Raw genomic sequence first — 26,347 nt, forward strand, 5'->3', positions numbered from 1 at the left:
CATCTTTTCGAGTCGCGTCTGGACCCGGTAGCGCCGCGTATCGGCCGCCGCAGCGTCGGTGCGCTGGCAGCGACCGAGAGGCAGAGTGCGTGTATGGGGCTGGTGTGACGGCGTCGACGCGGGCGGTGCGTCCGCGTCACTCGGTTCGGTCGTCCGCTCGCGGCCGCACCGAGCCGTCGCGCTCGACGACGACTGGCTCCGGGAGTTCGGGGTCCGGTTTGCGACCGAGCGTGAGCAGGCGCTCGGTCAGCGTCAGTTCCTCCGGGCTCGGACTCGGTTTCTTCACGGACTCGTGTTCGACCACGAGATCCCCGTCCTCGGCCTCGATGCGCACCGCACACAGCTGGTACGAGGGGTAGAAGACGGGCGGCAGGATGCCGACGACGCCGTCACGGCGGTGCAGACGCTTCAGCCACGTGCCGCTGTTGACGACCACGCCGCCGTCGACGGACTGCACGGACGGTCGGTGGGTGTGGCCGTGACAGAACACGCGGACGTCCTCGCCGTCCGCGAACGTCTCCCGAGCGGCCCGCTGGTAGGGCGCTTCGTGGTCGACGGTGAGGTCCGTCTCGAAGACGCCGAACCGGTCGATGGTCTGCCGGACGTCCCGCCGCAGGAAGTACAGGGGGACGCCGACCAGCAACACGATGCCCGTCGCGGCGACGTTGGTGGCGAGCAGGAACCAGACGGCGGTCCCGGCGGTGCCGAACTGGCCGAGGGTCGCAGTCGTCCACGTGACGGGCGTCGACCAGACGCCCGCGAGGTCGAGGCCGACGAGCACGACCAGCACGACGCTGACGTTGAACAGCAGGAGGAACGGGAGGAGCGCGTACCGCAACAGCGGATTCATCTCCCGGTAGAAGTACTTCGAGAACAGCCAGACGGGCATTCGCTCCGTCGGCGTGACGGCCTGGACGTCCTTCAGCCAGTTGTACCGGCCGCGGTCCGAGAGCTGGCCCGCGCGACTCGTCACGAGCGTGTTGTAGTAGTAGCCCAGCGGCGTCGCGTGCTGGTTCCCCCAGTCCTCGATGCGGTTGTTCGGGTCCTGCTGGTGGCCGTGCTCGAAGTGGACGACGTGGTCGCCGACCCGCCGCTCGATGGAGACGTCCTGCACGAGGTCGACGTTGTACGCGGCGAACCGTTCGACGTATGCGTCGAAGGCGGCGAGTTCGTGATCGTGGTTCCCCGGCAGCATCGTGATGGGGACAGTCTCGCCCGTCGCGCGCAACTGCTCGAAGAGCTCGGGGTACGCCTCGACGAGCACGTCGAACTTCTCGATGCCCTCGACGGTCGTGAACTCCCAGAGCCCGAACGCGTCCCCGTTGACGACGAGTTCGGCGTTCTCGTCGGTGTGTTCGAGGTCTTCGAGGAACGCCAGAAGTTCGTCGAGGAACTCCACCTCCCCGAGCTGTTCGTCACCTCCGACGTGGAGGTCGCTGACGACGTAGTACGTCCGGTCGTCGCTCGCGTCGACGCCGTCGTCGTCCGACATCTCGTGGGTGTCACGCCCCCACGTCTATAGGCGTTGTCGCCGGCTCCCTACAGGTCGGTCGTCACGTCGACGACCGTCTTGGCCGTCTCGAAGATGTCGTCGGCCGCCAGAAACGCCTCCACGGAGTCGAACTCTCGCGGCTCGGTCGGAATCTGGAGCGCCAGTTCGTCGGCGTCGACGCCGCCCGTGATGCGGGCCAGCGACTGCGTGCCGCCGGCCTGCACGTGGATCACCGCCTGCACGGTGTCCTCGTCACCGTTCGAGCCCTCCTCAACCTGGACGTGCCGGAGTTCCAGCGGGCCGTCCTGTCCGCCGTCCGCGTAGTGCAGTGTCGCGGGCACCGCGTCCATCCCCACGAGTTTCGCGCCGAGTGAAGCCATACCCGGACTGCCGCCGCGCTCCCGGAAAAGCCCGCGGGTCGCGGACCGGTCCCGCGGCTGTTTAGTGCGGCGCGCGCGAGGGAGCCGCATGGACAAAGTGCGGCGTCGCACCGCCTACTACTCGCTGGCGCTGGTGGGAGTGATGCTGGCGTTCGCCGTCGCCTACCACCACGGAATGCGAGTGTTCGAGGGGGAACACAGACAGTTCCTGCACTCGCTGCGTGTCGTCGTGGAGACGTTCACGACGACGGGCTACGGCTCGGACGCGCCCTGGGAGAGCGCGGAGATGAACGCGTTCGTCGCCGTCATGGACCTCACCGGCGTGGTGCTCATCTTCCTCGCGTTGCCGGTCCTGGTGTTCCCGCTGATGGAGGACGTGCTCTCGACGACCGTCCCCCAGACCGTCGAGAACGGCCTCGAAGACCACGTCGTCATCTGCACGTACACGTCGCGGGCCGACGCGCTCGTCGACGAACTGGAGTCGCGGGGCGTCGACTACGTTATCGTGGAACCGGACCGCGAGCAGGCGACGACCCTCTACGAAGACGACTACAGCATCGTCCACGCGGACCCCGAGACCGTCGAGGGCTTAGAAGGCGCGCGGCTCGGGTCGGCGCGCGCGCTCGTCGCCGACGTCTCCGACCGGGTCGACGCCAGCATCGTGCTCGCCGCACAGGAGGTCGCCGCCGACGTGCCCGTCGTCAGTGTCGTCGAGGACCCCGACCGATCCCCCTACCATCGGCTCGCCGGTGCCGACGAGGTGCTGTCGCCGCGTCCACTGCTCGGCCGCGGGCTCGCGTCGAAGGTGACCACCTCGGTCAACACGACCGCGCCCGCCGCCGTCGAGGTCGGAGACGGGTTCGAGGTGGCCGAGATTCCCATCGACCGCGGGAGCGAACTCGTCGGCACGACGCTCGCGGACAGCGGTATCAGGGAGCGCTCCGGCGTGAACGTCGTCGGCGCGTGGTTCGCGGGCCAGTTCCAGACGCCGCCGGACCCCGACGCGACGCTCACGAACGGCACGGTGTTGCTCGTCGCCGGCCAGCAGGCGCAACTGGAACACCTCGGGGAGTTGACGAAGTCCGACCTCCGGCGGTTCGAGCGCGGGGAGACGGTCGTCGTCGGCTACGGCGAGGTCGGGAGCGCCATCGGTGAGGCGCTCGACGACGCCGGCGTCCCGAACACCGTCGTCGACCGGGAGGCGAAGGCGGGCGTCGACGTGGCCGGGGACGCCGTCGAGCCGGAGACGCTCCGCGAGGCGGGCGTGGCGGACGCGCGGTCAGTCATCCTCGCGCTCCCCGACGACACCACCACGGAGTTCGCGACGCTGGTGGTCCGGGACATCAGCCCGGAGACGGAGGTCATCGCTCGCGTCGAGGAGCCCGAGAGCGTCAGCAAGATGTACCGCGCCGGCGCGGACTACGTGCTCTCGCTAGCGACCGTCAACGGGCGGATGATTGCCTCGGCCGTCCTCGACGGCGCTGACGTGCTGTCGCTGGACCGCCAGGTCGAGGTCGTCCGGACCGAAGCGCCCGGACTAGTCGGTCAGCGAATCGGGGACGCGCTCGTCCGGTCGGAGACCGACTGCACTATCGTCGCCGTCGAGCGCAACGGTGACCTCCTGACAGCGGTCGGTCCGGACGTCCGCATCGAGCGCGGCGACAGGCTGGTCGTCGCCGGCACCGACGAGGGCATCAAGCGGTTCAACGAAACCTTCGCGTGACGGTCCTCGCCCGCTGAATCGGGCGGTTTCGACCCGCACGCCGGTCATTTCATTCGCAAGACAATTTAAGTGGTGTGCGTGAGTGGGTGGGTACGAACCATGGCAACTGAACCCAAAGACGGGGTGCTGTACGACGTGTACCGCGAGCGCGTCGGGACTCCGACGACACACGACGAGGTGCGCGGCTACTGGGTGTTCCTGGTGGGACTGCTGCTGGGCACGGCCGGCATCCTGCTGTTCCTGCCGAGTTCCTCACCGACCGAGGTCGGTGGACTGACCCTGCGCGAAGCGAGCATCTTCGTGTCGGCCGTCGGGCTGGCGATGCTCGTCGCCGGCCCGGTCATCCGACTACCCCTGCGGTCGTGGGCGAACTACGCCGCGTACGCCGGACAGGCCGTCTGCTTCGCCGCTGCGGTGTGGTTCGTCGCCGTCTTCCCCGGTGACTGGAGCGTCCAGACCGGCAACGAGCCAGTCATCGCACTGTACGCAGTCGGCCTCGCAATCATCACGCTCGGCGGCGTCGTCGCCCCGCTGGTCGCCGGCGTCTCCCGGGAAGACCTCGCGGCGAGCGAGCGCGAATCGGCGGCGCTCGAAGCCGACCTCGCCGAAGTCCGTCAGGAGCGCGACCGACTCGCGGACGAACTGGCCGACGCCCGCAGTGACGCGGACGCCGGCGACGCCGAACGCGACGACCTGCAGGCGACCATCGACGACCTCCACGCCAGCCAGGCGCGCTTCGAACTCTACGAGGACAACGCCGGCCAGTGGCGCTGGCGGCTCCGCCACCGCAACGGCAACATCATCGCCGACGGCGGCGAAGGCTACACCCGGAAGTACAACGCCCAGAAGGGGATGCAGAGCGTGCGCCGGAACGCGCTCGGCGCGACCACACTCGTCTTCGAGAGCGAGGCAGCGGCCCCGGAACCGGAGGAGACGTTCGACCCGGCCGGCGAACAGGAGAGTCAGGCCACCTTCCAGGTCTCCGAGGACAGTGCCGGCGAGTACCGCTGGCGGCTCCGCCACGACAACGGCGAAATCATCGCCGACGGCGGCGAGGGCTACGCCTCGAAGAGTAACGCGAAACGCGCCGTCAACGGCGTCCGCGAGTACGTCGGGCCCGCGGACTACCTCTGGTTCGACCCGACCGGCTTCGAGGTGTACCGCGACGCCGCCGGCCAGTGGCGCTGGCGGCTCGTCCACCGAAACGGCAACATCCTCGCCGACAGCGGCGAAGGGTACACGCGCCGGAACGACGCCCGGCGCGCCGTCGACCGCGTCCAGGAGCGTGCCGACGATCTCGAGTTCGAGGTCTACGAGGACAGCGCCGGCGAGTACCGCTGGCGGCTGCTCGCGGACAACGGCGAGATTCTCGGCGACAGCGGCGAAGGCTACGCCGACCGCGGCGGCGCTTCGGACGCCGTCGACCGGGTCCGCGAGTACGCGCCCGACGCCGACACGCTCGACGTCGGCCGGGCGGCCTTCGAAATCTACGAGGACGCCGGCGGCGACCACCGGTGGCGGCTCCGCCACCGCAACGGCAACATCCTCGCCGACAGCGGCGAAGGATACAGCTCCCGAAGCAAGGCCCGCGACGGCATCGAGAGCGTCAAGCGGAACGCACCGAACGCCGACACCGACGCGTAACCGTCAGCAATCTCTTTCAGTTTCCGATGAGTGCCGCTCGCCCCGGCGACCGTGTCGTTTCGCTTCTCGGTCCGAGGCGGACAGTCAGCCGTCCAGCGGCTCCCGCAGTGCGTCCTCGACCGGTTCGTCGCCGGCCGCGAGTTCGAACGTCTCACCGTACGTGCTCGCGGCCCCGAGCGCCGCGACCAGTGTCCGAGCGACGTCCTCGCGTGGAATCTCCACGTCGCTCCTGTCGAGACTGCGGCCCGTTCGAATCCGGCCAGTGCCGCCCTCGTTCGTCAGCGGCCCGGGCCGGACAATCGTGTACGTCAGGTCGCTCTCTCGGAGGTATTCGTCCGCTTCGCCCTTCGCCCGGAGGTACTCGCGAAGCTCCGCCGGACTGTTCTCGGGCTGGTCGGCGTTGATGGAGCTGAGCATCACGAACCGCTCGACGCCGTGGGCCTCGGCCGCGTCGACGAGGGCGGTCGCGCCGTCGCGGTCGACGCCCCACACGTCTTCGCCGCCCGAGCCCGCGGCGAAAACAATCGCGTCGACCCCCTCGACGGCGTGCGAGACGTCCTCGGTCAAGTCGGCGACGACCGGCTCGCCGCCCAACTCCTCGATGTCCGCGGCCTGGGACTCGACGCGAACCATCCCCCGACTGCCGTGGTCGCTCTCGGCGAGGATGCGAGTCACGTGTTGCCCGACCTGTCCGTGCGAACCCGCGACGAGCACGTTCATACGCGCAACGTCGGCCGGGACAGTGAAGAAGATAGTGGCGAGCAACTGGCAGACCCGCCCCGTCGCAGTCGTGGCCGCAGGACGGACACACCCGAAATTGACTCGCTGGCGGCTCCGCGTCCAGACCGCGACCTGGGGGTGCGTCCCACCTCGACCACCTCCAGAAGCCAACGTTGGCTCGCGACAATCGCAGACGGCGAGACGCCGCAACACGGAGCGTGTTGGTCCCCGGTTCAGCCGGGACGTTCCTGTATCCTCGGTTTCCGCATTTACGCTCGGTAGCGAAGCGTAGCTCGCACTTCAGAGTTGGACGCGATTCAGGAAGGAATCGAGTGGGCGCTGCAGGCCTAGAGCATTGGGCGTGACAACCCTTAATTTCGGCCGGTTGAGTTGCTGTAGTGGCAAATCTGTCGTGGGCAGTAGCCGGGGCTCATGCGGTTCGCTTACGCGGAGAAAACCGACCATGAGTCTCGAACCAATCGAACCGGAAGCAGCGCTCGAACTGTTCCTCAAAGATAAAGAAGCGGAACTAGCGGATGCCTCGATCAAGGGTCACGACTACCGACTTCGACACTTCGTCCGCTGGTGTCACGAGCAGGGCATCGAGAATCTCAACACGCTCACCGGCCGGCAGCTCCACGAGTACCGGCTCTGGCGGCGTGATGACGGTGACCTGAACAAGGTCAGCGAGAAGACGCAGATGGACTCCCTGCGTTCGTTCGTCCGCTGGTTGGAAGCCGTGGACGGTGTCGAACAGGATCTCAGCGAGAAGGTGTTATCGCCGACAATCACGGCGGACGAGAACTCGCGGGACGTGATGCTCGACAGCGAGCAGGCGGCCTCGGTGCTCTCCCACCTGGAGAAGTACGAGTACGCTGGCCCGCAGCACGTCGCGCTCACGTTGATGTGGCACACGATGATGCGCGTCGGCGGCGTTCACGCCATGGATGTCGACGATTACAACGCTGACGAGCAATACATGAAAGTCCGGCATCGGCCTGACACCGATACGCCGATCAAGAACAAGGGCGATGGCGAGCGACTCGTCGCCCTCTCGGACGACATCTGCGAACTCCTCGACGACTGGCTGGAAAACAAACGCCCCGACACGACTGACGACCACGGCAGAGAGCCGTTACTGGCCTCTCGGGAAGGACGACTGCAGAAGACGACGCTCCGGATGTACGTGTACCGGTGGACGCGGCCATGCGCTCACGGGGAGGAGTGCCCGCACGACCGCGACCCGGACGATTGCGAGGCAACCGTTCGTGACGCCGCTTCGAAATGCCCATCGAGCGTCAGCCCGCACGCCATCCGTCGTGGAAGCATCACGCACAGCCTGAACAGCGACATGCCGGACAGAGTCGTCAGTGACCGGGCGAACGTGAGTCCGAAAGTCATCGAACAGCACTACGACCGACGTACTGAGCAGGAACGGATGGAACAGCGGAGGGATTACCTAGATAACCTGTAACCAGCCGTCTTTAGTGCCCAGGATCGCGGCGTAGAAGGTGCTCATCGATTCGGGCATTAACTTCACTCCAAAACTGCGCTTCAGTCTTTTGCATTTGTTCGTAATCACGAGCAAGTTCCAACGCATCAACCAAGGCGTCAATCAGCTCAACGGAAATTTCTGCTTCCTCGTTTTCTAAGAATTCTATCGTTTCATAAAGTTCAACAGCATTTTCACGGATATCTGTATGCCAGTCCTCGAATTCATCTGTAATATCTTCATCTTCTGTCTCGGCGAGGATTTTATTTAAGCTCCGTTTAGCCATCCCAATCATCAACTCCCGCGGCGGCGTCTCTTCGTGTTCTGAATTATATCGTAGTGACTCGGAAAGCAGCCATTCTAACCAATCATCTACCTCTCCTCTAATATCCTCTAAGTTTGACTGAGGCGGGTCATAATCCGTATTATGGGCGGTATTATTCCGAAATGAGTGGATTTGGCGAACATATCCCGAATATTGTTCAGGTTCTTCGAATTGATCCATCAATTCAAAACGGTCGAGGGACTTCTGCCATAGTATCTTCACGTTCCGCTCTCGATTACCGCTTGTAAACCCCAGATATTCTCGACCAACTGAAGAGAGGGTTCTCCGGAACAGTTCATCAAGTACCCAAACCGACATTCTTCGATGGGATTTTTCGTCCAAATCAAGGCTATCGAAGAGCTCCAGATAGGAGTCAACTCTGTTATAATGTTCTACATCATCGATATTCCGACTACTCATATTTCCGGTGATTATCTCTAGTGGTAAAATAGTAAGCACGCCGCCTGGGTTACTGTTGCCACCGTTATATTTTAATATCGTTATAGTGGAGAAAAGCAGCAGATAGAAAGTTGAAATCTACCTGCATTCATCATTCTGCCAAGCATTAGTCGTGATTGAATCCTGAATCGGGGTCGTCCTCGGCCTCTCTAAATTCGTCCTCGTAGCGCTCGCGCTCTTCGGTGTCGTTGGGGAGGTCGTAATGAAGGTCCTGCACTCGTGGTGAGACATCGCACCGCTGCTCAATTCCTTCTGCTGAAACGCCCCGATTCTTTTGATCGGTGATGTAGCCCGTTCGGATGTGATGGGGCGCTCGACTACTGGGACACTTGAACGCAGCATTGTTCGTCTGCGCCGCTTCGCACTCCTGGGGATCACGGTCGTGCGGGCAGTCTAACCCGACCATGCACGGCCGCGTCCACTTGTAGGCGATTTTCTGCAGCGTTGACGCACTCATCCTCCCGTTCCCTTTCGTGAGCAACGGTTCTCTACCTGCGTCATCAGTTTCCGGCGGTCGCTGGTTTTCGAGATAATCCTGAATGATCTCCGGGACATCACCATAGAGGGTTATCTCGCGCTCGCTACTCTCGTCGTTCTTCAGCGGCGTCGCCTGGGTGGTTTCGAACTTGAGCACTCGTTCCTCGTAATCGAAGTGCGGAACATCACGACCAACCAATCCGCCTCGCCGCGGCCCAGACTGGCATAGCAATTCCATCGAGACATGCTCGACATCAGCGTACTCGTATTTTCGAAGGTACTCCAGGGCTGCATTCGCTATCTCTGGGTCGAGTCGCTTCTCGTCAACACCTTCTCCTTCAGCGTAGTCTACCTCTGGGATTTCGACAGACTTCTCGAAGCGAGCGGGAGCCATCCGGTGTTCGACTAGGTATCGGATGAACTCTCGGAAGAGATACAGATCGTCCCGCAGTGTTGCATCAGAGAGCGGGTCCTCGCGCGACAGAGACTCGTATTTCCGCCACTTTTCGTACCGTTCGACGTCCTCACTAGTGAGATCCTCTGTTGATTCAACGCGTGCTTCCTCGGTGAGGTACGTCTGGAGGTAATTCAGCTTCCGCTTGTACTGCCCCGTCGAGTTGACTTCCTCCAGTTTTTTCTCTCGGAAATCACTGAGAACTGCGTCCATCGGACGGGATTTGAGCGAGAGCTCCGGAAACGATTCAGACATCTCGTCCACGATCGTTGAAGCGATCGCTTCGAGAAATTCCTCTGATGGATCTTCAGAGAGGCGCTGTTTCAGGAACTCTTCGTCGTCAACGGGGTCAGTCATTGGTTTATGGGCTGAGTCTGGTGTCGTGTGGTCTCACTCGAAGTCGTCTAGTGAACTGTCGAAGCTGATTCCATCGCTGGAATCCGCGTAGGCGTCATCTGGGAGGACGTTCCGGATCCGATGCCTGAAGAATATCCGCCGGTACCGGTCTCGCCGCTCCTCGGTCAAATAGTAGTCGCGGACCGACTTCAGGTCTTTTGAGCCTTGTTCCTCGGCAATTTGAGCGATCATCTCCAGTAGTTCGGTTTCCGCGTCAGCGAGGACGTTGTAGTAGGCCGACCGGCCGTGTTTCGGGGTAGCGACGTCGCCGTCTATGGTAACGTCCGCCCTTCGACAGAGATCTTTGAACTTCTCCCGTGCTTGCTTCGCACACAGGAACTCTCGGTCGGCTTTCGGGCTCGGGAAGAGGTATCCGTTCCAATCTGGTTGGCGTGCGCGCTTGTCGAGGAGAGTTGCTAGCGTCTCAAGCCCGAACAGGAGGCTGACTTCGCCTTGGCCGTTCTTTCGCTGTTCTTCCTCGAAGTTGACCACTGGGTTTTGCTGGTCGAACTGGAACTGGTCCGCGTGAATCGCGGGCAGTTCGCGGGTCCGAACACCCCACACACAGTACCCAATCACCAGCATCCGTTCTTCGTCCGTTTCAGCAGTGATCCAAAGCTGCGCAACTTGCTCGTCGTTCAGTGGAGTCGGTTCGGCATCCCAGTCCCACTTGAACTCGTCTTCGAGGTTTTCCATCGGGTCGTATTCGATGCGGCCCGATCGTTCGAGCCACTCGAAGAACCGGTGTGCAGCACGCAGCTGCTTGAAGGCTGACTCTTTGGACCCGAGTTCCTCTCGGAGATCTTTGACAATCACTTTGAACGTCGTGTAGAGGTCCGTTTGAAGTGAGGGGTTGTTTGCGTGCGCGATGATGTCACTGTCTCCGTATTTCTCGGCAAACCGCCGCAGGACGTCGTTGAGCCGGGAGCGGTTCGTTTGCTTTGTCGAATTCTGCCACTCGCGGCATTCGACGCGGTCGTCGAGGTAGTTCTTCGCAAGGCTGATCGTGGCTACATTCTCGATGTGCCACTGGTACCCTTCTTGGCCACCGGCGGAGGTCAGGAGCACGAAGAATTCTCGCGTGCCCATGTCGTGTTTTTCGCGGAGGACCCACCTGAGATGTGAGTAGCCGTTGTCGTTCAGCCACCGCACAGCTGGGTAGTCTCTGGGTGATTTCGGCTTTTGGTTCCGCCAATCGTGGAGGATGTCATCCCCAATCTCTTGGAGGCTTTCGAGATTGTGGGTCCAGTTTCGATACTCATCGGTATCGTCTGGGTCGTCGTCTGATCGATGCGTCATATCTCCCCATAAGACAGGGATAGGGATAATAATTACCAGTTAGCAAATATGTTACTGTAGGGATATTGTGTAGGTAGTAAGAGTGTGTGTCTAGCAAATTTTCTAATCACACCACACCGCCCCCTGGTGGTTCCGCTGAGAGGATGACCCCGGCACACAATCCGACCGGTAACCACCATTGACCAGAATCATACGAAATCAATCATATTTGCTCACCTCGGTGTCGTTCTCTGTCACGCACGTCTCTTCACCCACCACAAAATCTACGTCCTATCCCCCAATCTCACCAAGCATCAGAATCGCCCGTGTGTAATCAAGTGTGAGTAACCACTCGCCGTCCCGCGTTTTCCAAACCCTACATGTCACACCCCAATATACTAGGCGAAGTGACCATTCCAAAAACTACCGGACTCGAATATGCCTCACAAAATCCCCAACGCGAAGCCGCCCACTAGCGGTGGGGGACGACTCGTCCACGGCCTAAATTGAGTTTGTGTGGTGATGGATCGACTCGACCTGTTCCGTTCCGCCACCATCCTCGACCTCGCGGAGTTCACGATCCACGTTCGGTAACAGTCCGTGATCATACTCCCGTGCCGGGTACACCGACACGCACGTCGCGTCTAACTCAGCAGACCCGCCCGTGTACACAGGCTTCAACACGACCTCTCCACGAGTCAGTCGCTCGTACACTGAATCAGGGAGCTCAGAAATAATCGTCACTCGCGCACCATCCACATCGCCAGCCGCTAACGCGTCGTTGCTGACACCTGCAAGCCGACACGCCCCTACCAATTCCAAGGAGGGCCGATCTACAGTATCGCTTCCCAGCACTGCTTTGTCGTGTTTCTCGTGGTAGTACCATGCGACCTTCGCACCACGCGCGGTATCGGTTCTGGAGCTTTGGAACCCAACTTCAGTAACGAATGCTGCTGGCAACTGGAATTGATTATGCTCGGATACTGACCGTCGCTTCTGCGACGGTAGCACGTCGTCATTCTGGGTCTGTTCTTTTGATTCTGGCATCAGTTCAAACCCCGTAAATGAAACGGGTACTTAAGAACCCTCGCCGGTCAGACCCAACACCACCTCGTTACAGCAAATCCAGTCAGAGCGAAAGTCGATCCCATGCAGCCCGTCTGCGGACGTCAATCCCGCCTCCACAAACGCCAATCGGACTTATGTCATGGCCGGTCGTACTCTCCCCCATGCCTGGCGAGGCGTATCGCTCCCGGGAGAACACAGGCAATCCAGCAGGTCCCAGATGGGTGCTGAGTGACCACTGGGTGTTCAGCTCCCATGCGAAATCAACCAATGTTCACGGAGGTGCGGGATGACTGGTCGCTCAGGGGGCTTCGGCGACCACTCTCTGAAAACTCTTGAGGAGTCCAGGAAGACATACCTACAATCGCTTCGAGTGAGCACCGCGGACGCTACGTTCTTCTCTCACCAGAATGCGCTCCGGAAATTCTTCAGTTGGTACTCTCCGACCGCGAATAAGCCCGATTCACCTGGAAACACTCTCGCCGAATTCGCCAAACATCTGCTCACCACGCTTGGCCAAAGCGTCGACACAGTAGCCGGTCACATTCACTCGCTGTTGAACTTCCTCGCGTTCCATCACCAGTCGAGTCCAGACGAACTCCGTGTACGGCTTTTCTCCGAAATCCAACTCCTATCATGCCCAGAATCTGCCAAAGAATCCCTAAGCAAAGAGTTCGGTTTCCAGGCTGGTTCGGAGATTACACGCTCTGTTGATGCACTTCGAGCATATCTCCGCCAGCGACAGTACGGCACCCGAACCCACGCGTACGTCGAACTCATTCTCGCAGCCAGAGCGCGTCCAACACAAATCCGACTCCTCAATCGTTCAGACCTCCACCTCGATGAACAGACCGCATCAATCCCTCTCTCTGAGACGTACCTTATCGCCGCAACCGGCCTCCACAACGAGCAAACTGTTGACCTTCCGCCTGATCTCACGAACGTTCTTGAGACCTATATCGAGCACGAACGAAAAACTCCCTCCCAGTCCGGCTGCCAGCCACTCTTCACTACGATCCACGGCCGCGCAAGTGTCGGCACGCTTCGACGCAGTGTCAAGCTCGCAAGCGAGAAAGCACGCGACTACCACTGCGCCACACGTGAAACGAATCCAGATGACCGGTCCCCTGTTGACTCGGTCACAGCAGTCGTTCCGAGCGACATCTACCGGGTCGCTCTCAGCGATGTTGAGAATACCTCATGACCGAGCAGTTAGCCAAGTTACTAGCGGAAACCGACGATCCACAAGCCATCAAAGAACTCCTCGAATACGCTGACAACGACCAAACGACGCCCCCTTCAGCGCAAGACCGGGCGACACTCCAAGAGTTGTGCGAGCGATTCGTCTCCCGTCGCCAGGACCGAAGTCCGGCAACCCGTGCGCAGTACAAACGCACCATCCCACCCTTCATCGCCTTCGCTACAAGCCACGAAGTCACCACTCCAGCAGGAATCTCACCAGACCTCCTCGACCAATACATCGACGCCCTCCAAGCGACTCACGACTCTGACGCGACGATCCTCACCCACACGAAGAACGTCCGTGGGTGGCTGCGCTGGCTCAACAAACGCGGCCACTGTCCAGAACGAGTCTACCGCATCCTCGACAAGGACGAACTTGGGCTCGAACCAAGCGCACGCGACGAGGCGCTCCCCACCACCGTAGCCAACACGATTCTCGAACGACTCCGCCAGCAACGCCAAGGTTCCCTCAAGCACGCCGTGCTCGAACTGCTCTGGAACGCCGCCCTCCGAATCGGTGGCCTCCACTCACTCGACCTCCAAGATTTCGACCCAGAAAACAACGAACTCCGTGTCCGTCACCGTCCCGAGCAGGGTACACGATTAAAGAATGGCAGCCAGAATCACGGACGCGGCGGCGACGGCGAACGCAACATCCTCCTCGACGATGCTGCCACTCGAACGCTCGACCTCTACACGCAGTACGAGCGCACCGACATCACAGAACCCCATGGCCGCGACCCGCTGTTCACGACTAGCCAGGGTCGAGCATCCCAGTCAACGCTTCGCCGAACCGTCTACGAGGCAACGAGCTGCCGCTGGCATCCTACGGACCCGGATCCGCCAGACTGTAACGGAGATTGTGACCCGGACGCGGCCGTGTGTCCGTATTCGTACTATCCCCATGCGATTCGACGCGGGGCAATCGTTCACCACCTGAGTGGTGGCCTCCGTCCTGATCTCGCCAGCCAACGATTCGACGTCTCAATTCAGACTCTCGAAAAGCACTACGACCCACGCTCGAAACGCCGTCGGCGCAAGGACCGTGCCGACTCTGTTCGTGACGCCTGGTAATCATCGGTCTTAGAGTACCACCTAGTGGACGTTCTACTACGGACTCACGGGCGGCACTAAGATTGACTGTGACGACCTCCAGTCGGTCTCCTGCGCCTAGTGACACACGCACCCCAGCGGCACCACCTCTCGTTTGGCTACGAGTTTATAGCCACTGTCCAACCCCGGTTGAACGCCAGAATATGCATTATACGACTTCCACAAGTTGATTCGCTAATGCTTCGAGTTCGCCCGTTTCGTCGATCGCTGATAGCCACCCGCTGGGAAGCTGCGATGCTCCAAATCGTGCTCCCGAGACTGCACCGGCAACAGCACCAATCGTATCGGTGTCTCCGCCGCGATTGACTGCAGTGACGATTGCCTCTTCAGCACTGTCTGCCGAGAGCCCGTCGTGGAGCGCCGTCTGCAGTGAGTGGACCACGTAGCCTGACGTCTCCAACGTGTCGGGTGTCTCGCCACGAGTGAGCGGTCGCAGCGCGGCCATCAACTCGTCAGGGGTGTCCGAGCCAACGTATTCGAGGGCATCCTGCAGCGGCGCATCTGCGTCTTCAAGCAAGCCAGCCACGGTGAGGTTCAGAATCGAGCAGCCATCGGTACACCGCGGGTCAGCGTGCGTAATCCGCGAGGACTGCCGACTCACCTCGACGAGTCGCTCCCAGTCGGTCGCGTACGGGATGGCGAGCGGTGGACACCGCATCACGCTCCCGTTGCCCGCATTCTGTCCCTCTGGACTCTCCTCCCACACGTGCTGGCCGGCTTCGTCCCACTGGTCGCCGTGTTTGAGGCGGCTCAGCGACTTCATCGTCATCCGGCCGATGTCGAACGGGTCACTATCGTACCACGCAACGAATCGGTCCGCGATGTCCCCGGGGTCGAAGTCCTGCTGTTCGACGAGACTCCGCGCGATACACAGGGCTTGCTCGGTGTCGTCCGTAATTGTCCCCGCAGGCTGGTTCCACGTCCCCTGCCCAACCATCTCAGTCAGCCGGCCATGTTCCGCTTCAATCTGTGCTGGCGACGAGAACTCAACCGGCCGACCTAACGCATCTCCACACGCTAACCCGAGAAGGACGCCACGGGCGCGATCCGAATCCATACGTCACTCAACAACGACCGCTGAGAAAAACATCGGGCATCAGTCACTCGCTGGGCCTCATTCCGGTCCGGAGATTCTCCCGATACTCCGCCCACGCCTGGTACATCTCCACTCGTTCCTCCTCGGTCATTGTGTCATGTTCGTCCTCGTCGTAGAACGGGAGGTCGTCTTTTTCAGGCATCGCCATCACCCGCGAAAGCGGGTAGAGCTGCTCGTAGTAGTGCTCCAACACCCAGTCTTCACCGTGCTCGTCGACAGCCTTCTGGATGTACGGGGTGGCCTCTGGATAGTCGTCCGCGAGTGTCTCAGTCATTGGTCCTCATGTGCTGCTGGGTCGGGTTGCTTTCGTGCGTGTACGGGGGCGGCTCAAGCGGTTGTGAATTCCGTGAGCGAGTGGTTCGAGCTGTCACTGTTCCACTTGCCGATCTGGATGAGCCCGAACGTGTCGAGGGGCGCGTCAAGCTCGTCAGCGATCTGGGTTTGGATTGTAGTGGGGAGACTGTCGATGGGGATCGCGGTGAGCGCGTGCTGGGTGAGGAAGTAACTGGTTGCGAGACTCGTCGGGGCGATGACGATGACGTTCGCGCCATCGATATCGTCGAGTGCGAACTGGGCATCTCGGTACTGGAGGATGGTTGCATCGAGTTCGTCGATGGGGAACAGACAGCCGGCGGCACCGTATTCGATACTCGCCCCGGCCGACCCGAAATGCCCTTTGAGCATAATTAGATACAGATATATGCTCTATGAGCATTAGTTTTGTGGTGGTGATAGCTCCGACCCATATCTGGCGACCCTATTTTGAAGATGCCACCCTCCGCAGCGGTCAATATGCCCCGTGATCTCTACGACTGCACTGCAGCCGAGCTCGCCACCCACTCTGTTGAGCACCTCCAACGCGACACGCCACCACACATCGCTGCCGAATGGCTCGCGGAGAACGGTTATGACGCCGCGCCCATCTACAGCGACGACGACCCAGTCGGCTTCATCCACAAAGACGACGTCACGACCGACGACGACGGCGACACCCTCGACGCGCATCTCACACCGCTCACAATCGACCACCTGATCAGCGGCGACACCCAGTTCACCGACGTCCTGTCTGCCCTCATCGAGCAACCAGTCTACTTTCTCGGCGGCCACAACCACGTCACCGGTATCCTCACCCGTGCCGACCTAAACACCGCTCCCGCCCGCATCTACCTCTTCGACCGCATCACGTACCTCGAAGAACACCTCCGCGAACTCATCCTCGACACGAAACCCGACTGGAAAACCACACCCGTCACCGCAGCCGAACTCGACGACATCGAAGCCCGCTACGAAGACGCACAGGCCGCCAACGTCGCCTTAGACGAACTCCACTACGCCCAATTCTCCACACTCGAAACCATCGTCACCAGCGTCGAAGCCTGCTGGGAAGCCTGCGAGTTCTCGACGAAAGGCGCTGCAGACACACGACTCCACGAAATCACCGAACTCCGCAACGACGTCGCCCACGCAAACCTCCTCGTCGAAAACACCGACAGCAACGACTTCCTCACCACCGGCCGCACCACAGAAAACCTCCACAACACACTCGAAACCATCAACAACGTCCTCACAGCCCTCCAAGACCACGGGTATAACCCAAGCACTACACCCACAGATACCTCGCCCACCCCCGGACCTCACCCGCATTCGTAGTGCCTCCATTTACAACCGATATCCAAACCCATCTCATCATCGTCCGGCAGGAAACTCTCGACAGACGCCGTCATCACCAACTACGAACACGTAGGGCACGGTCGGTCACGCGCGAGCGGTGTGATGTGTCCGCGATGGTGCCTGAGTTCTATCTAGGAGCGAGTCTAGGAGTGCGTCTAGGAGCGATAATCTAGGACGGTTCTAGGGTTTGGTGCCGGGATTTATTGATTCTGTGTTGGAACGTGGAGGTATGCCTTCAGATGACCCGCCGTTTGAGTTCGACGAGATCATCGGCGATGTGACCCAGGAAGACGGCGAGTACGCGTGCCCGATTTGTGGAGAGTACGAGTCAGACTCCGTGCGGAGCATTAAAGGCCATATTTCCGGGTCAAAAGATTCCGTACACGAAGACCTTGGCTGGAACTACGAGGACGAAATCAAAGCCACGGCGAACAACCACTGACTACGGTCAGTCACGCGCCACCGCGTAGCTTCCCTGATGACTCACACGACCACCGTTGAAGAAATCGAACTAGACACGGATCAAGCCCTCTCCGGGAACCGCTTTGATACGGTCTGCGAAGCGTGTGGAACTGCTGCCAGATTTCGCACGACTGGAGAACAGAAAGCCGTTGGAGAGACGCTGGACGCGCATTGCTATCATTGCAACTCGGGCCGGTTTCCAGGACTCGGGGAGACCCAGCGCTTTCGAGTCGTTGACTTAACTCCAGACCCGGCCACCAGCCCTAACGACCCATCGAGGCCCCCCGTGTATCGTGCTGATGAGTTGGAGTGACGGGCTCTCACACCCCGCTGTAGAACTGCCACTCCCGCTCGACGATGCAACACACGAATTCGAAGTGCCACCCGACACAACGCTCTTTTTCTGGACCGCTCTCGCTGTCGGGACCCCCACCCGAATTCCCTCGACCCAGTCTGCTCTCGGCAGCCAGCTGTTTCACGAAACAATCACTGCCGAAGACCAGCTGTCTTGCTCGCTCTCGATCGCCGGCGAGTCCATTCCCCTTGTTGCGGATTCTGTCTACCGAGACGGCGACTATACCGCAATAGCGAGGTGGATTGCCCACGCCCCCATCGAAGACCCCACGTCTGTCCACATCCGATTCACGACCACCGGACCCCCTCCCATGAAACAAGTCGATGACGTCGTCCTCTGGACGAAACACGGGACACCAATTCCCTGGGGGACATCCATCGAGACCACTGTCGAACTCACGCCCGCAGATTCACCACCACACACCTTCCCAACCCACGAAGAACAACTCTGGAACCGCCACACCGTCTACACACCACGCGAACAATGATCCGAAAAGAAGGCCGCTGGCTGTGTGGCTGCGTAGCGATGCCTCTCACTGGGTATGAGCGCTCACCTGCTCTACCTCAGCGCCGGCTGCGTTAGTCGAGGGCGGTCCCGGGCGTGCGGGCGTCCTCGTCGTTGATTCGGGCAGCTACTGCGTCCGTGACCGCGTCGATGCCGTCTGTGAGCGGTACCTCGGACTGGGAGTCGTCCGGCTGCCCGATTTCTGGCGGGTCAGTCCCATAGATCGTCGTGCAGTTCAGCGATGACGGTCCGTACGGATCGACCTCGACGTGGAAGTCGAAGCGCCGGTCTGCGATCGTGATGGCATTCGTCTCCGCCACCACATCGACGTCCTCCAGCGACACGTTGCCGTGGACGGTGAGTAAGAGCACCGCCCCCTCGGATACCTGTTCAGCAACGGTGATCTGGACGACGTTCTCACGGCCGACCTCGTCGAGGAACTCCTCGCAAAACGTCCCGAGTTCTCGTCGCGTTTCAACCGCGTCGCAGTGCCGGCGGACGACCGCCTCGATCGTCTGCTCGCCTGGCTCCGCCAGGTCCTCTAGTCGCTGACGCGTCCAGCGGTCAAGGACCACGACTTCCGGATTCTCAATTTCGGCTTCGAACTCCGGGTCAGCGGCCAGCATCGCCAGCCGTTGGGCTGCCGCAACGTTCTCCTCGACACGCGCCAACAACTTATCAACCTCCCTGGGCGTGATTGCCTCCGATTCGACGGCGGCGGTGTGGAACGGACCGTCGTCCACCGCTAGCACCAGCGCGATGCCATCCGTGATCACGACCCCTGGCTCCTGCGCCATCAGCTTCGCCAGCCGCCACACTTCGGCTTCGAGTCGCGTCAGCCCCGTGCCGGTTGCGTGGGTCTGGATCTGTTCCTCGATGGCGTCGTGAAGTGTGTGCGCGTGCTCAGCGACCGTGTCCCACGAAACGTCGTCCGGCAGTTCACCGTGGGTCGTCCAGTAGTCAGCGATGCGATGCACCTGACTTCTCGCGTCCGCTACAGGTTCTGTAGTAGTCTGCATAGTTTCGATTTGTGTACACTGCGGATGATGAGCGGGGAATCTGGCCCCGAGGACCGCGTCACAGTGCGGCCGAGGGCACCGTTCTGCCCCCGTCGGTTCCAGTTTCTCATCACGTCCGACAGCACCCCGGATTTGAACGACCCACATAAAAGGATTAGCCCCCGGCCACCCCCCGATAACCCCAGAAAACGAACCCATCAGGCCGTTTACCCCACAATCTGAGATTAGATATCTAGTTATAGGATGACGGATTTCCATATTCCATATTCACGAAAGCATAAGAATACCGACACCGAATCTGAGAAGTTGAAATATCGCTCGCACCGTCACGCCCACCCGCTCCCCCAACAACGAAATGTTGAGAATCGCGGCCCAGAACCGGCCTCGAACTACAACGCCAACGAGACCCGCTCACCACGACCAGTTCAACCAGCACGGACAACGCAGGCTTCCGCCTCTGCGTCACCTCCGCAAGCACGGCTATCACGCGCTACAGTTGCCCACCACTCGTCAGTTCCCACCAGCGGCTTCTTCATCCCCAGCAGCCACCGCGCCCGATAGCTCACTGGCCTCACCGTCAGTCCGAAGCGTCCCCCCATTTCCCGGTACTCTCCCGTTCATCCCTACCGGCACCAACATCCAACAAAGGGTGTTATAGAAGAGTCACTACAGTTGGTTAGATCGGTAAATACAGGGAAATCACTTACCAGTGAAGTCTACGATCTCTCTGACCTCTATCAGGAGGTGCATGTGAGATATAGACGGTTCTTTGAGTTTACTCCAGTCCAGCGATTTCGATGCTACGTACGGCTCCCAAATTCGTATCCCAGTGTCGATTGTAGGCCTTACTGTACACGCCAACCGGGGACGTTGCCTCAACGTGGGGATCAACCAAGAGGTAATATAATGTCGTGTTTTTGAATCGGATCTGGTGGCGCGCTCGGTTCGGATCCGCATAATAGACTGATCGAACGGAATCAAGAACCCCACTCTTGGACTGTAGTTGGTCGCTCTTCGAAGACTCGTATTGCACGGTAACATTCACTTCCGGGACCTGGCCGTCGACCGCAGAGGCGAACATCCGAAGTACGTCGTCGGAAACAGTGACTCCCGAAGCTCGGTCGAACGCTAACTCAAACTGTTCGATGCGCTCAGCGACCAGTACTGCCGTCCAGAGATCGTAGTTGAGGATGGCATCTCGCCCGCCTGTGTCATCGAATACATCTCACTGAAAACTGTAGCAGGACACTGCTGAATTGAGAACGTATAGTTGAAACCCAATCATACGATACTAAACACGGTCTCAGGCTCCCTACGCCGACTCCAGTAACTGACGCATCGAACAAAGTGGACTGCATCAACGAGTTGCTGAATATCCCGGCAATCGAGTATACTACTGGCGGTGCCCAGCACTCACCGATTGGTCGTCGGGCGGCGTGACTGTCACTGCGTAGCGACGGGGCCGAGCCGCGTCAACTGCCCACCTTCGATCAACTCCCGCAACCCATCCTTCGACGGAAATCGCCGCGTAAGGTTATCCATCGGCTCACCAGGCGCAAGCGAATGATAGTAGTGCGCGTCGGGATCGGACGCGAATAACCGGCGTTGGCTCCCACCGAAGTCGAAGAGCCCGAGATCAAGGTACAGGCCTTTCTGTTGGATGCGCGCTGCGCCTTTGCGATACCCGAGGATCTCGGCCGGCACCAAATCTTCGAGAGCTTCGACAGGCATCTCGAAATTCCGGTACGTAATCGGCTCCCCCAACGATAACGTTTCGAGGCGAGGACTGTACCGGCCGAACTCGACCGATTGCTGGAGATCACCGCCAAGCGCTTCCCGCGCATCCTCGATCTGCTCGATGTGGTCCTCGTGGAACACCCAGTGGATGATTGCCCCCAGCCGCAGTGCCTCCCGGGTTTTCTCACGGTATGGCTGGTCGCTGCCGGCGACGAACTCAATCCAGCGGTTCACTCCTTCCCCGAGGATCAGGCAGTCAGGGACGCGGTCCGCCATTTTCCGCTCGAACCGGTACTCACCAGGATAGTACGGGTCGCGCTCCTCGCGTTTCCGCGCCGCCAACTCCACCTTCGGCCACAGATGCGCCTGCGACTCCGTCCCCGCAGTCTGCAGCTCCTGGATGTCTGCCCGCGAAAACTCCGTCATCCCCACTCTCCCTGCTTACCGCAGTCACTCGTCCACGTTACCGTCGCTGCTGTCGTGTTACTGTGTCTCATGAGTCTGTGATTGTTGGCGTGAGTGATTTCACGTTGAAATCTGATTTACTGCAGTACGATTCCGCGAGCCGGCCGAGCGCCTGCGTCCGCAACACATCCGCCACGTTGTGCACCACCACGTCACCGAACCGCCCGGCCTCGAACGCCGATACGGCCTCCTTGCTCGCCTCGAACGGATCGAGGCCACTGTACTCGCCACCGCACAGCGTCTCATACACCCCCACCAAGTCTGACTGGGACTCATCGCCGCTCGCGTCACTCCTAGTGGTGTTGAATCGCCGGGAGATGAGTGGCATCAGGTCCGCGTACGGGACGTCGCTGAACGGCCACGCGAGGCCATGTTGGGCGAGGCGCGTCCGCAGGAACGGCAAGTCAAACCCCGACTTCCACCGCTCACCATTGTACGCCAGCAACAGGACCTCGCGGTCACAGAGCCTCCGCCCAACAAACTCTCCCACCCCCTCCAACAATTCTCGTTCACTCTCGTGGACGGACACCACCACGTGCTCGTCAACACGCTCCCGCACTCGTGTCTCAAGCCCGGTCACCGACCGGCCACCCGTCTGCACGAACACCCGGACACCCATCGGCACTGCGAACCCGACCACCGTCACTGCATCATCGACGCCGAACCCGGTCGTCTCAATATCGAAGGCGACCGATTCGAGCACCACTACTCATCACCCCCAGCCTCCTTCCGTGACTCAACGCGGTCACGGCCAGCCGGTCGGAGCCGAAACTCACCGAATCCAAGCCGTGAATGCGTCCCAACCCGCAGCACGCCATTCACCGCCGTCTCCACCGGCCGATCACCACCATAGTTGACGACCTGGCCGTGATCGACGAGTTCGAGCTCGTACGTGTCGTCGCCGTCGACGAGCCGCCCTGTCCGCTGTCGCAACCCACCTGTCAAGTCGCCCTGCACATCCCACCACCACGGCACCGCCTGGGCATCACCATGCGGCGACTCACTCCCAAGGACGTACGGCGACACCACCTCCAACTGGTAGCCTTGACCCGCATCCGCTAAGCCCGAATAATCGAGGTCGTCGAGCTCAACGAGCTGGGTGTCCGCGACCGACAACTCGCCAAACCCGTAGTTCCGCGCCCCACCAACCTGAATCCCATCTAGGACGTCCTCGTCGAGCGGGAGGACGGTGTCGTCAGGGGTGTGGAGGTAGCAGTGCAGGAACCACGACATCGTCCGGGTATGCGCCCGCATCTCCACAGGGCGCGCAAACTGCACACTATCTGTGAACGCAAGCCGCCCACCATGACTGGCGAGATCGTGCGTGTTGTGCGCGTCCCGCGGCCGCGAATCCAGCAACCACCGCTGCCCGGGATCACGGAACACGAACAAATCCTCGTACGCCGCAACCTCAGGCAACGACATCCCCAACTTCCCCGCATACCCATCCCTTGAGTGAGCAGCGGGGTACTCTCCGTACTCGCCCGGCACAAACAACCCATGACTCACGTGCAGCGAACGCCCCGCGACGTCGTCAACGCGGCGCGCTAACGCATTGTAGAGCGCATTCCCAGAGACGAAGTACGGATGGCCGAGATAGTGCCCGTCCACCTCAAACAACACCTGCTGAATGGCCGTCACACCACACCACCCCCAACACACCGGCGACCACACTGACTCGCCAACCACCAACCACGAACACGCCTGAATTCCAGTGACTCCTGCTCACATGGACACGCAGATGTCAGGGAATGGGCTGCCCCCGCAGTAGCAGGATGGGCGTCAAACCGGCACTGGGGCTGGCGACGGGGAACATGCATCGCCAGCCAGCGACGGGCACCTGGGCGGGCACGGGCTGCCACCACGCAGCCCACCCGCCCAAACCCACCCTGAGGGTCACGCCCCGGAGTGCGAGTTGTGGCACGCCCACCACAGCCCGCCACACGAGCACCACCCCGTCGGTGTGAGCGGTGCCCCACCACGAGCACCACCCACACCCCACACTCGGGGCCACCACCACGCCCCCAACCCACCGGCATCACCTCCCACCCCCAAAACCCGCAGCACTACCACCACCCGATTCGAACCGCCGGCAGTAATCCTCGATGTACTGCAGCGCCGTCGACCACGACCGGATTCGCCGCAGCTGCGCATCCAGAACCCGCCACTCACGGCCCGAATCAGCTTGGAAGGGATGCTCCGGCAGCCGACTCCACACATCCGCAAACGACCGCACCGGCCCACCACCAAGCCGCGCTGCGGGCCGTCCATCAGGCTCGCCAGTCACCGTCAACGCAACCCCAGCCGTCTCTAAGACTGTCCGATGCGGCACCACATCCGGGGATCCCTTACCAGCAGGTTCGACGGCGAGGTACAGGTCCTCGAAGTCGTAGCCAGCACGATAGTTGTCGAAGAGCGCGGCCGCCAGCAGCGTGTGGTACTTCAGCGACGTATACGGATAATATACCGATTCAGAGAAGACCCCGACCTCCCGAGACGCCAACCACGCTGCGTGTAACTCCACCGGGTCGTCCAACTGAATCAGGTCACGAATCGCCGGCCACACGCTCGCCGTCTCGACGAGCGGTGAGATACTCCCCGACACCAACGAAAGCCGGTACGGCGAGTCATGCCCCTCGAACGTCTGTGAGGGCTCGCCACGTGGCCGACTCAGCAACGCCGCATCACCATCCGCCCCACGCGGCACAGCCTGGTTTACGCGCACGCCAGCAACCCAGTCCTCGGCATCCGCATGCGACCGCAACCGCGCCTTATGCACATCATGCCGATACACCCCCACCAACGGCGCACTCTCCGTCTCCACCACCGCACTCTCAGCAGCGTCACTCATCACCACCACCCCCAGCAACCTCACCCGCCACCTCCTGCTCTTGGGCGGTCCGCAACTCTGTCGAGGGATCCACCAACTCATCCACCCCACCCCGGGCGTCCGGCTCTAGCTCGCCACCACGACTCGGCGTCGTCTCGCTACCTGCGTCGTTAGCTGGCTCGGTACGCTCGTGTTCCTGCGCCGTCCGCAAATCCACCGACGGCTCAACCAACTCATTCAACCCTGTATCATCCGTCTCAGGACCGCTGTCATCCTTTTCGGAGTCGTCAGGCATCACGCACCACCTCCCCAGTACGCGCCTCAACACGCGCCTGCAACGCCCGCACAAACTCCGGCCGACACTCCTCGGCCCAAAGGTCGTCTTTTTCCTCCATCGCCGACGTCGCCGCCTTCGCCCGATCAAACACCCGCCGCACCTCACGCTCACTGTACAACGGATTAATCACCCACACATCAGCGATCCCGGCCCCGAAATTCCGAGCGCCACCAACCTGGAACTCAAACTCATCGCTATGCGCGTCCAGGAACGACACAGCTTCAAGGAGCAGCCCGACGAACTCCGGCTTCAACTCCCGAAGCGACAACTTCCACGTCCCCTCGACGTTTCCGAGCACATCTCGGTCCGCTTGCCGAAGCGGCTCCCCACCGTCTTCCTCGTTCCGCGACCGCACCTGATTCGAAATCTGCCGATAATGCGCCTCCGCCTCACCGTCTAGGACATCCACCTGCCGGCGAATCGGCGAAAACGACACCGGACGACGCAGCAACTTCCCAGGTTGCGAACCGAACCCACCAAACAGGTCGTAGATGACACAACCCGCATCGTGGTCACCCAGGCATGCCCCCTTCTCGTGGTACCCCGAGTCGAGATCACGCTCGTACGTCTCCGCACGCATATAATCCGCATTCGGTTCTCCGGGATGGCACGCAGTCGCGCCAGCGATCTGGACGGCTTCCTCGCACCCGTGCCGCAGCCACCCCGAAAGGGTGAACGGTGAGATCTGCCCCTCGATCTGATTCATCGGATCGTCCGACTCGTATCGCTCAGCGGACGCGTGATGCCGATCCGTGACGATGCCGTCTCCTGGGGACAGCAGATCGATTTCGAGGCCGACGTACACGTCTGGCAGCAACATCTCCTCCACCGACCGCGGCACGTCCAGCTCGACATCGAGATGCGAATCCGCGAGCCACGACTCACCCGACTTCATCGCTCACCACCCCAGAACAACCCACGAACCACATCACTGTCTGGGCGGCTCGTACGACGCTGCGCCTCGTCAAGGGACACCTCTGCTGACGCCTCGTGTGTTTCTGGTTCCTCAACGTTAGACGCGACGTTCGCAGGCGACCCACCATCCGGGATCTTCCGCACCGACTTCGTCGCCGCCGAACTCACCCCCACCACCACAGGATCCAACAGCACCGGCCATGACGACTGGGTCGCCCCGTCCGAGCACAGCCCGATGCGACCCTCGACAAGCAATTCCCGCACACCAAGCGTGTACTCCGTGGGAAGCTCATGACCCTCGTCACCACACACTACGTAACCAACCTGAAACATCACCTCGCCAGCCGGCCGAAACACGTACACAAAAACCGCATCACCCTCACAAAAAGAAGAGCCGCACACCTGACACGTCGCGGCCCCTTCCCCGAGCGAAAAATCATTTAATTGATGTATTTCTTCAAGGAGTTGGTTATCGATGCTCTCTTCATCAACTGACTCTGATTCGTCCATGGGTTCTTGCATACCTCTGGAAGAGCCCAGCTCGGATGTTACAGGCATCCGGGCATTCTCGTGTGATCGTGCCCCGTGGAGCCGAGCCTTCCTACCAGCCATTACTGCATGCAGTCATATAAAGATTACTGTGGGTAGTAACTATGGTGCCCGCAGGAATATAGGGACTATCCGCAGTAAGAATTA

The 26,347-nt window shown here is 60.8% G+C and carries 26 protein-coding genes; 8 read left to right on the forward strand and 18 right to left on the reverse strand.

Going from position 1 to position 26,347, the window contains the following annotated elements:
- Positions 1-136 precede the first annotated feature (136 nt).
- Complete coding sequence (locus BMW35_RS04240) at positions 137-1,492, reverse strand: metallophosphoesterase (protein ID WP_089668145.1); 1,356 nt, start codon at positions 1,490-1,492, stop codon at positions 137-139.
- Between the two features lie 47 nt (positions 1,493-1,539).
- Positions 1,540-1,872 carry a hypothetical protein gene (locus tag BMW35_RS04245; RefSeq protein WP_089668146.1) on the reverse strand — a complete coding sequence of 111 codons (333 nt, stop codon included), beginning with the start codon at positions 1,870-1,872 and terminating at the stop codon, positions 1,540-1,542.
- Positions 1,873-1,960: 88 nt separating this feature from the next.
- On the opposite strand from BMW35_RS04245, the gene BMW35_RS04250 reads away from it, so the two are divergent.
- Positions 1,961-3,595, forward strand: coding sequence for a potassium channel family protein (locus tag BMW35_RS04250; protein ID WP_089668147.1), 1,635 nt, complete (start codon positions 1,961-1,963; stop codon positions 3,593-3,595).
- A gap of 99 nt (positions 3,596-3,694) precedes the next feature.
- Entirely contained in the window at positions 3,695-5,239 is a 1,545-nt protein-coding gene (locus BMW35_RS04255; RefSeq protein WP_089668148.1) for an HVO_2922 family protein, read from the forward strand.
- Positions 5,240-5,323: 84 nt separating this feature from the next.
- Here BMW35_RS04255 and BMW35_RS04260 read toward each other — a convergent pair whose 3' ends face one another.
- On the reverse strand, positions 5,324-5,959 hold the full coding sequence (locus tag BMW35_RS04260; protein ID WP_089668149.1) for an SDR family oxidoreductase: 636 nt from the start codon (positions 5,957-5,959) through the stop codon (positions 5,324-5,326).
- 463 nt (positions 5,960-6,422) lie between these two features.
- On the opposite strand from BMW35_RS04260, the gene BMW35_RS04265 reads away from it, so the two are divergent.
- Positions 6,423-7,433, forward strand: coding sequence for a tyrosine-type recombinase/integrase (locus tag BMW35_RS04265; RefSeq protein ID WP_089668150.1), 1,011 nt, complete (start codon positions 6,423-6,425; stop codon positions 7,431-7,433).
- 10 nt (positions 7,434-7,443) lie between these two features.
- Here BMW35_RS04265 and BMW35_RS15255 read toward each other — a convergent pair whose 3' ends face one another.
- The 4 genes from BMW35_RS15255 to BMW35_RS15260 all read right to left on the reverse strand — a co-directional run bounded on the left by BMW35_RS15255 (position 7,444) and on the right by BMW35_RS15260 (position 11,887).
- Positions 7,444-8,196 (reverse strand): hypothetical protein, encoded by a 753-nt coding sequence (locus tag BMW35_RS15255; protein WP_143052143.1) that lies wholly within the window; start codon positions 8,194-8,196, stop codon positions 7,444-7,446.
- Positions 8,197-8,341: 145 nt separating this feature from the next.
- Complete coding sequence (locus BMW35_RS04270; protein ID WP_089668151.1) at positions 8,342-9,523, reverse strand: tyrosine-type recombinase/integrase; 1,182 nt, start codon at positions 9,521-9,523, stop codon at positions 8,342-8,344.
- A 33-nt stretch (positions 9,524-9,556) separates the two neighbouring features.
- Positions 9,557-10,861: a hypothetical protein gene (locus BMW35_RS04275; protein WP_089668152.1), complete on the reverse strand. Its 1,305-nt coding sequence runs from the start codon at positions 10,859-10,861 to the stop codon at positions 9,557-9,559.
- Between the two features lie 480 nt (positions 10,862-11,341).
- Positions 11,342-11,887, reverse strand: a complete 546-nt coding sequence (locus BMW35_RS15260; protein ID WP_143052144.1) for a hypothetical protein — start codon at positions 11,885-11,887, stop codon at positions 11,342-11,344.
- A gap of 307 nt (positions 11,888-12,194) precedes the next feature.
- Between BMW35_RS15260 and BMW35_RS15265 the strand changes: the two genes are divergently transcribed.
- Together BMW35_RS15265 and BMW35_RS04280 are read left to right on the forward strand one after the other, a co-directional pair.
- The gene (locus BMW35_RS15265) at positions 12,195-13,109 is read left to right on the forward strand and encodes a hypothetical protein (RefSeq protein ID WP_143052145.1); all 915 of its coding nucleotides are present in this window, start codon (positions 12,195-12,197) and stop codon (positions 13,107-13,109) included.
- Positions 13,106-14,221, forward strand: coding sequence for a tyrosine-type recombinase/integrase (locus BMW35_RS04280; protein ID WP_089668153.1), 1,116 nt, complete (start codon positions 13,106-13,108; stop codon positions 14,219-14,221). Before BMW35_RS15265 ends, BMW35_RS04280 begins: the two co-directional genes overlap by 4 nt.
- 187 nt (positions 14,222-14,408) lie before the next feature.
- Here the strand turns inward: BMW35_RS04280 and BMW35_RS04285 are convergent, their stop codons facing one another.
- Genes BMW35_RS04285 through BMW35_RS04295 form a run of 3 tightly spaced genes read right to left on the reverse strand, consistent with a single transcriptional unit; the run spans position 14,409 to position 16,040 of the window.
- A complete protein-coding gene (locus tag BMW35_RS04285) occupies positions 14,409-15,317 on the reverse strand; it encodes an ADP-ribosylglycohydrolase family protein (protein ID WP_089668154.1) in 909 nt (302 codons plus the stop codon).
- A 43-nt stretch (positions 15,318-15,360) separates the two neighbouring features.
- A complete protein-coding gene (locus tag BMW35_RS04290; protein ID WP_089668155.1) occupies positions 15,361-15,630 on the reverse strand; it encodes a DUF8110 family protein in 270 nt (89 codons plus the stop codon).
- Positions 15,631-15,683: 53 nt separating this feature from the next.
- Entirely contained in the window at positions 15,684-16,040 is a 357-nt protein-coding gene (locus BMW35_RS04295) for a DUF8165 family protein (RefSeq protein ID WP_089668156.1), read from the reverse strand.
- Between the two features lie 108 nt (positions 16,041-16,148).
- Between BMW35_RS04295 and BMW35_RS04300 the strand changes: the two genes are divergently transcribed.
- From BMW35_RS04300 to BMW35_RS04310, 3 genes are all read left to right on the forward strand, one after another.
- Positions 16,149-17,006 (forward strand): CBS domain-containing protein, encoded by an 858-nt coding sequence (locus BMW35_RS04300; RefSeq protein ID WP_089668157.1) that lies wholly within the window; start codon positions 16,149-16,151, stop codon positions 17,004-17,006.
- Between the two features lie 250 nt (positions 17,007-17,256).
- Entirely contained in the window at positions 17,257-17,469 is a 213-nt protein-coding gene (locus BMW35_RS04305) for a hypothetical protein (protein WP_089668158.1), read from the forward strand.
- Between the two features lie 319 nt (positions 17,470-17,788).
- Entirely contained in the window at positions 17,789-18,331 is a 543-nt protein-coding gene (locus tag BMW35_RS04310) for a hypothetical protein (protein ID WP_089668159.1), read from the forward strand.
- 91 nt (positions 18,332-18,422) lie between these two features.
- Here BMW35_RS04310 and BMW35_RS04315 read toward each other — a convergent pair whose 3' ends face one another.
- The 8 genes from BMW35_RS04315 to BMW35_RS04350 form a co-directional block, all read right to left on the reverse strand.
- Entirely contained in the window at positions 18,423-19,325 is a 903-nt protein-coding gene (locus BMW35_RS04315) for a hypothetical protein (RefSeq protein WP_089668160.1), read from the reverse strand.
- A 1,485-nt stretch (positions 19,326-20,810) separates the two neighbouring features.
- Positions 20,811-21,530 carry a hypothetical protein gene (locus tag BMW35_RS04320; protein ID WP_089670349.1) on the reverse strand — a complete coding sequence of 240 codons (720 nt, stop codon included), beginning with the start codon at positions 21,528-21,530 and terminating at the stop codon, positions 20,811-20,813.
- Positions 21,531-21,597: 67 nt separating this feature from the next.
- Positions 21,598-22,275 carry a 3'-5' exonuclease family protein gene (locus tag BMW35_RS04325; RefSeq protein WP_089668161.1) on the reverse strand — a complete coding sequence of 226 codons (678 nt, stop codon included), beginning with the start codon at positions 22,273-22,275 and terminating at the stop codon, positions 21,598-21,600.
- Positions 22,275-23,210, reverse strand: a complete 936-nt coding sequence (locus BMW35_RS04330) for a hypothetical protein (RefSeq protein WP_089668162.1) — start codon at positions 23,208-23,210, stop codon at positions 22,275-22,277. The genes BMW35_RS04325 and BMW35_RS04330 overlap by 1 nt, the downstream gene beginning before the upstream one ends.
- A gap of 397 nt (positions 23,211-23,607) precedes the next feature.
- Complete coding sequence (locus BMW35_RS04335; protein ID WP_089670350.1) at positions 23,608-24,420, reverse strand: DUF8168 family protein; 813 nt, start codon at positions 24,418-24,420, stop codon at positions 23,608-23,610.
- Positions 24,413-24,694 carry a hypothetical protein gene (locus BMW35_RS04340; protein WP_089668163.1) on the reverse strand — a complete coding sequence of 94 codons (282 nt, stop codon included), beginning with the start codon at positions 24,692-24,694 and terminating at the stop codon, positions 24,413-24,415. Before BMW35_RS04340 ends, BMW35_RS04335 begins: the two co-directional genes overlap by 8 nt.
- The gene (locus BMW35_RS04345) at positions 24,687-25,631 is read right to left on the reverse strand and encodes a hypothetical protein (RefSeq protein WP_089668164.1); all 945 of its coding nucleotides are present in this window, start codon (positions 25,629-25,631) and stop codon (positions 24,687-24,689) included. The genes BMW35_RS04340 and BMW35_RS04345 overlap by 8 nt, the downstream gene beginning before the upstream one ends.
- The gene (locus BMW35_RS04350) at positions 25,628-26,173 is read right to left on the reverse strand and encodes a DUF8112 family protein (protein ID WP_218138587.1); all 546 of its coding nucleotides are present in this window, start codon (positions 26,171-26,173) and stop codon (positions 25,628-25,630) included. Before BMW35_RS04350 ends, BMW35_RS04345 begins: the two co-directional genes overlap by 4 nt.
- Positions 26,174-26,347: the final 174 nt, after the last annotated feature.

This window comes from Halobacterium jilantaiense, assembly GCF_900110535.1.
Lineage (GTDB): Archaea > Halobacteriota > Halobacteria > Halobacteriales > Halobacteriaceae > Halobacterium > Halobacterium jilantaiense.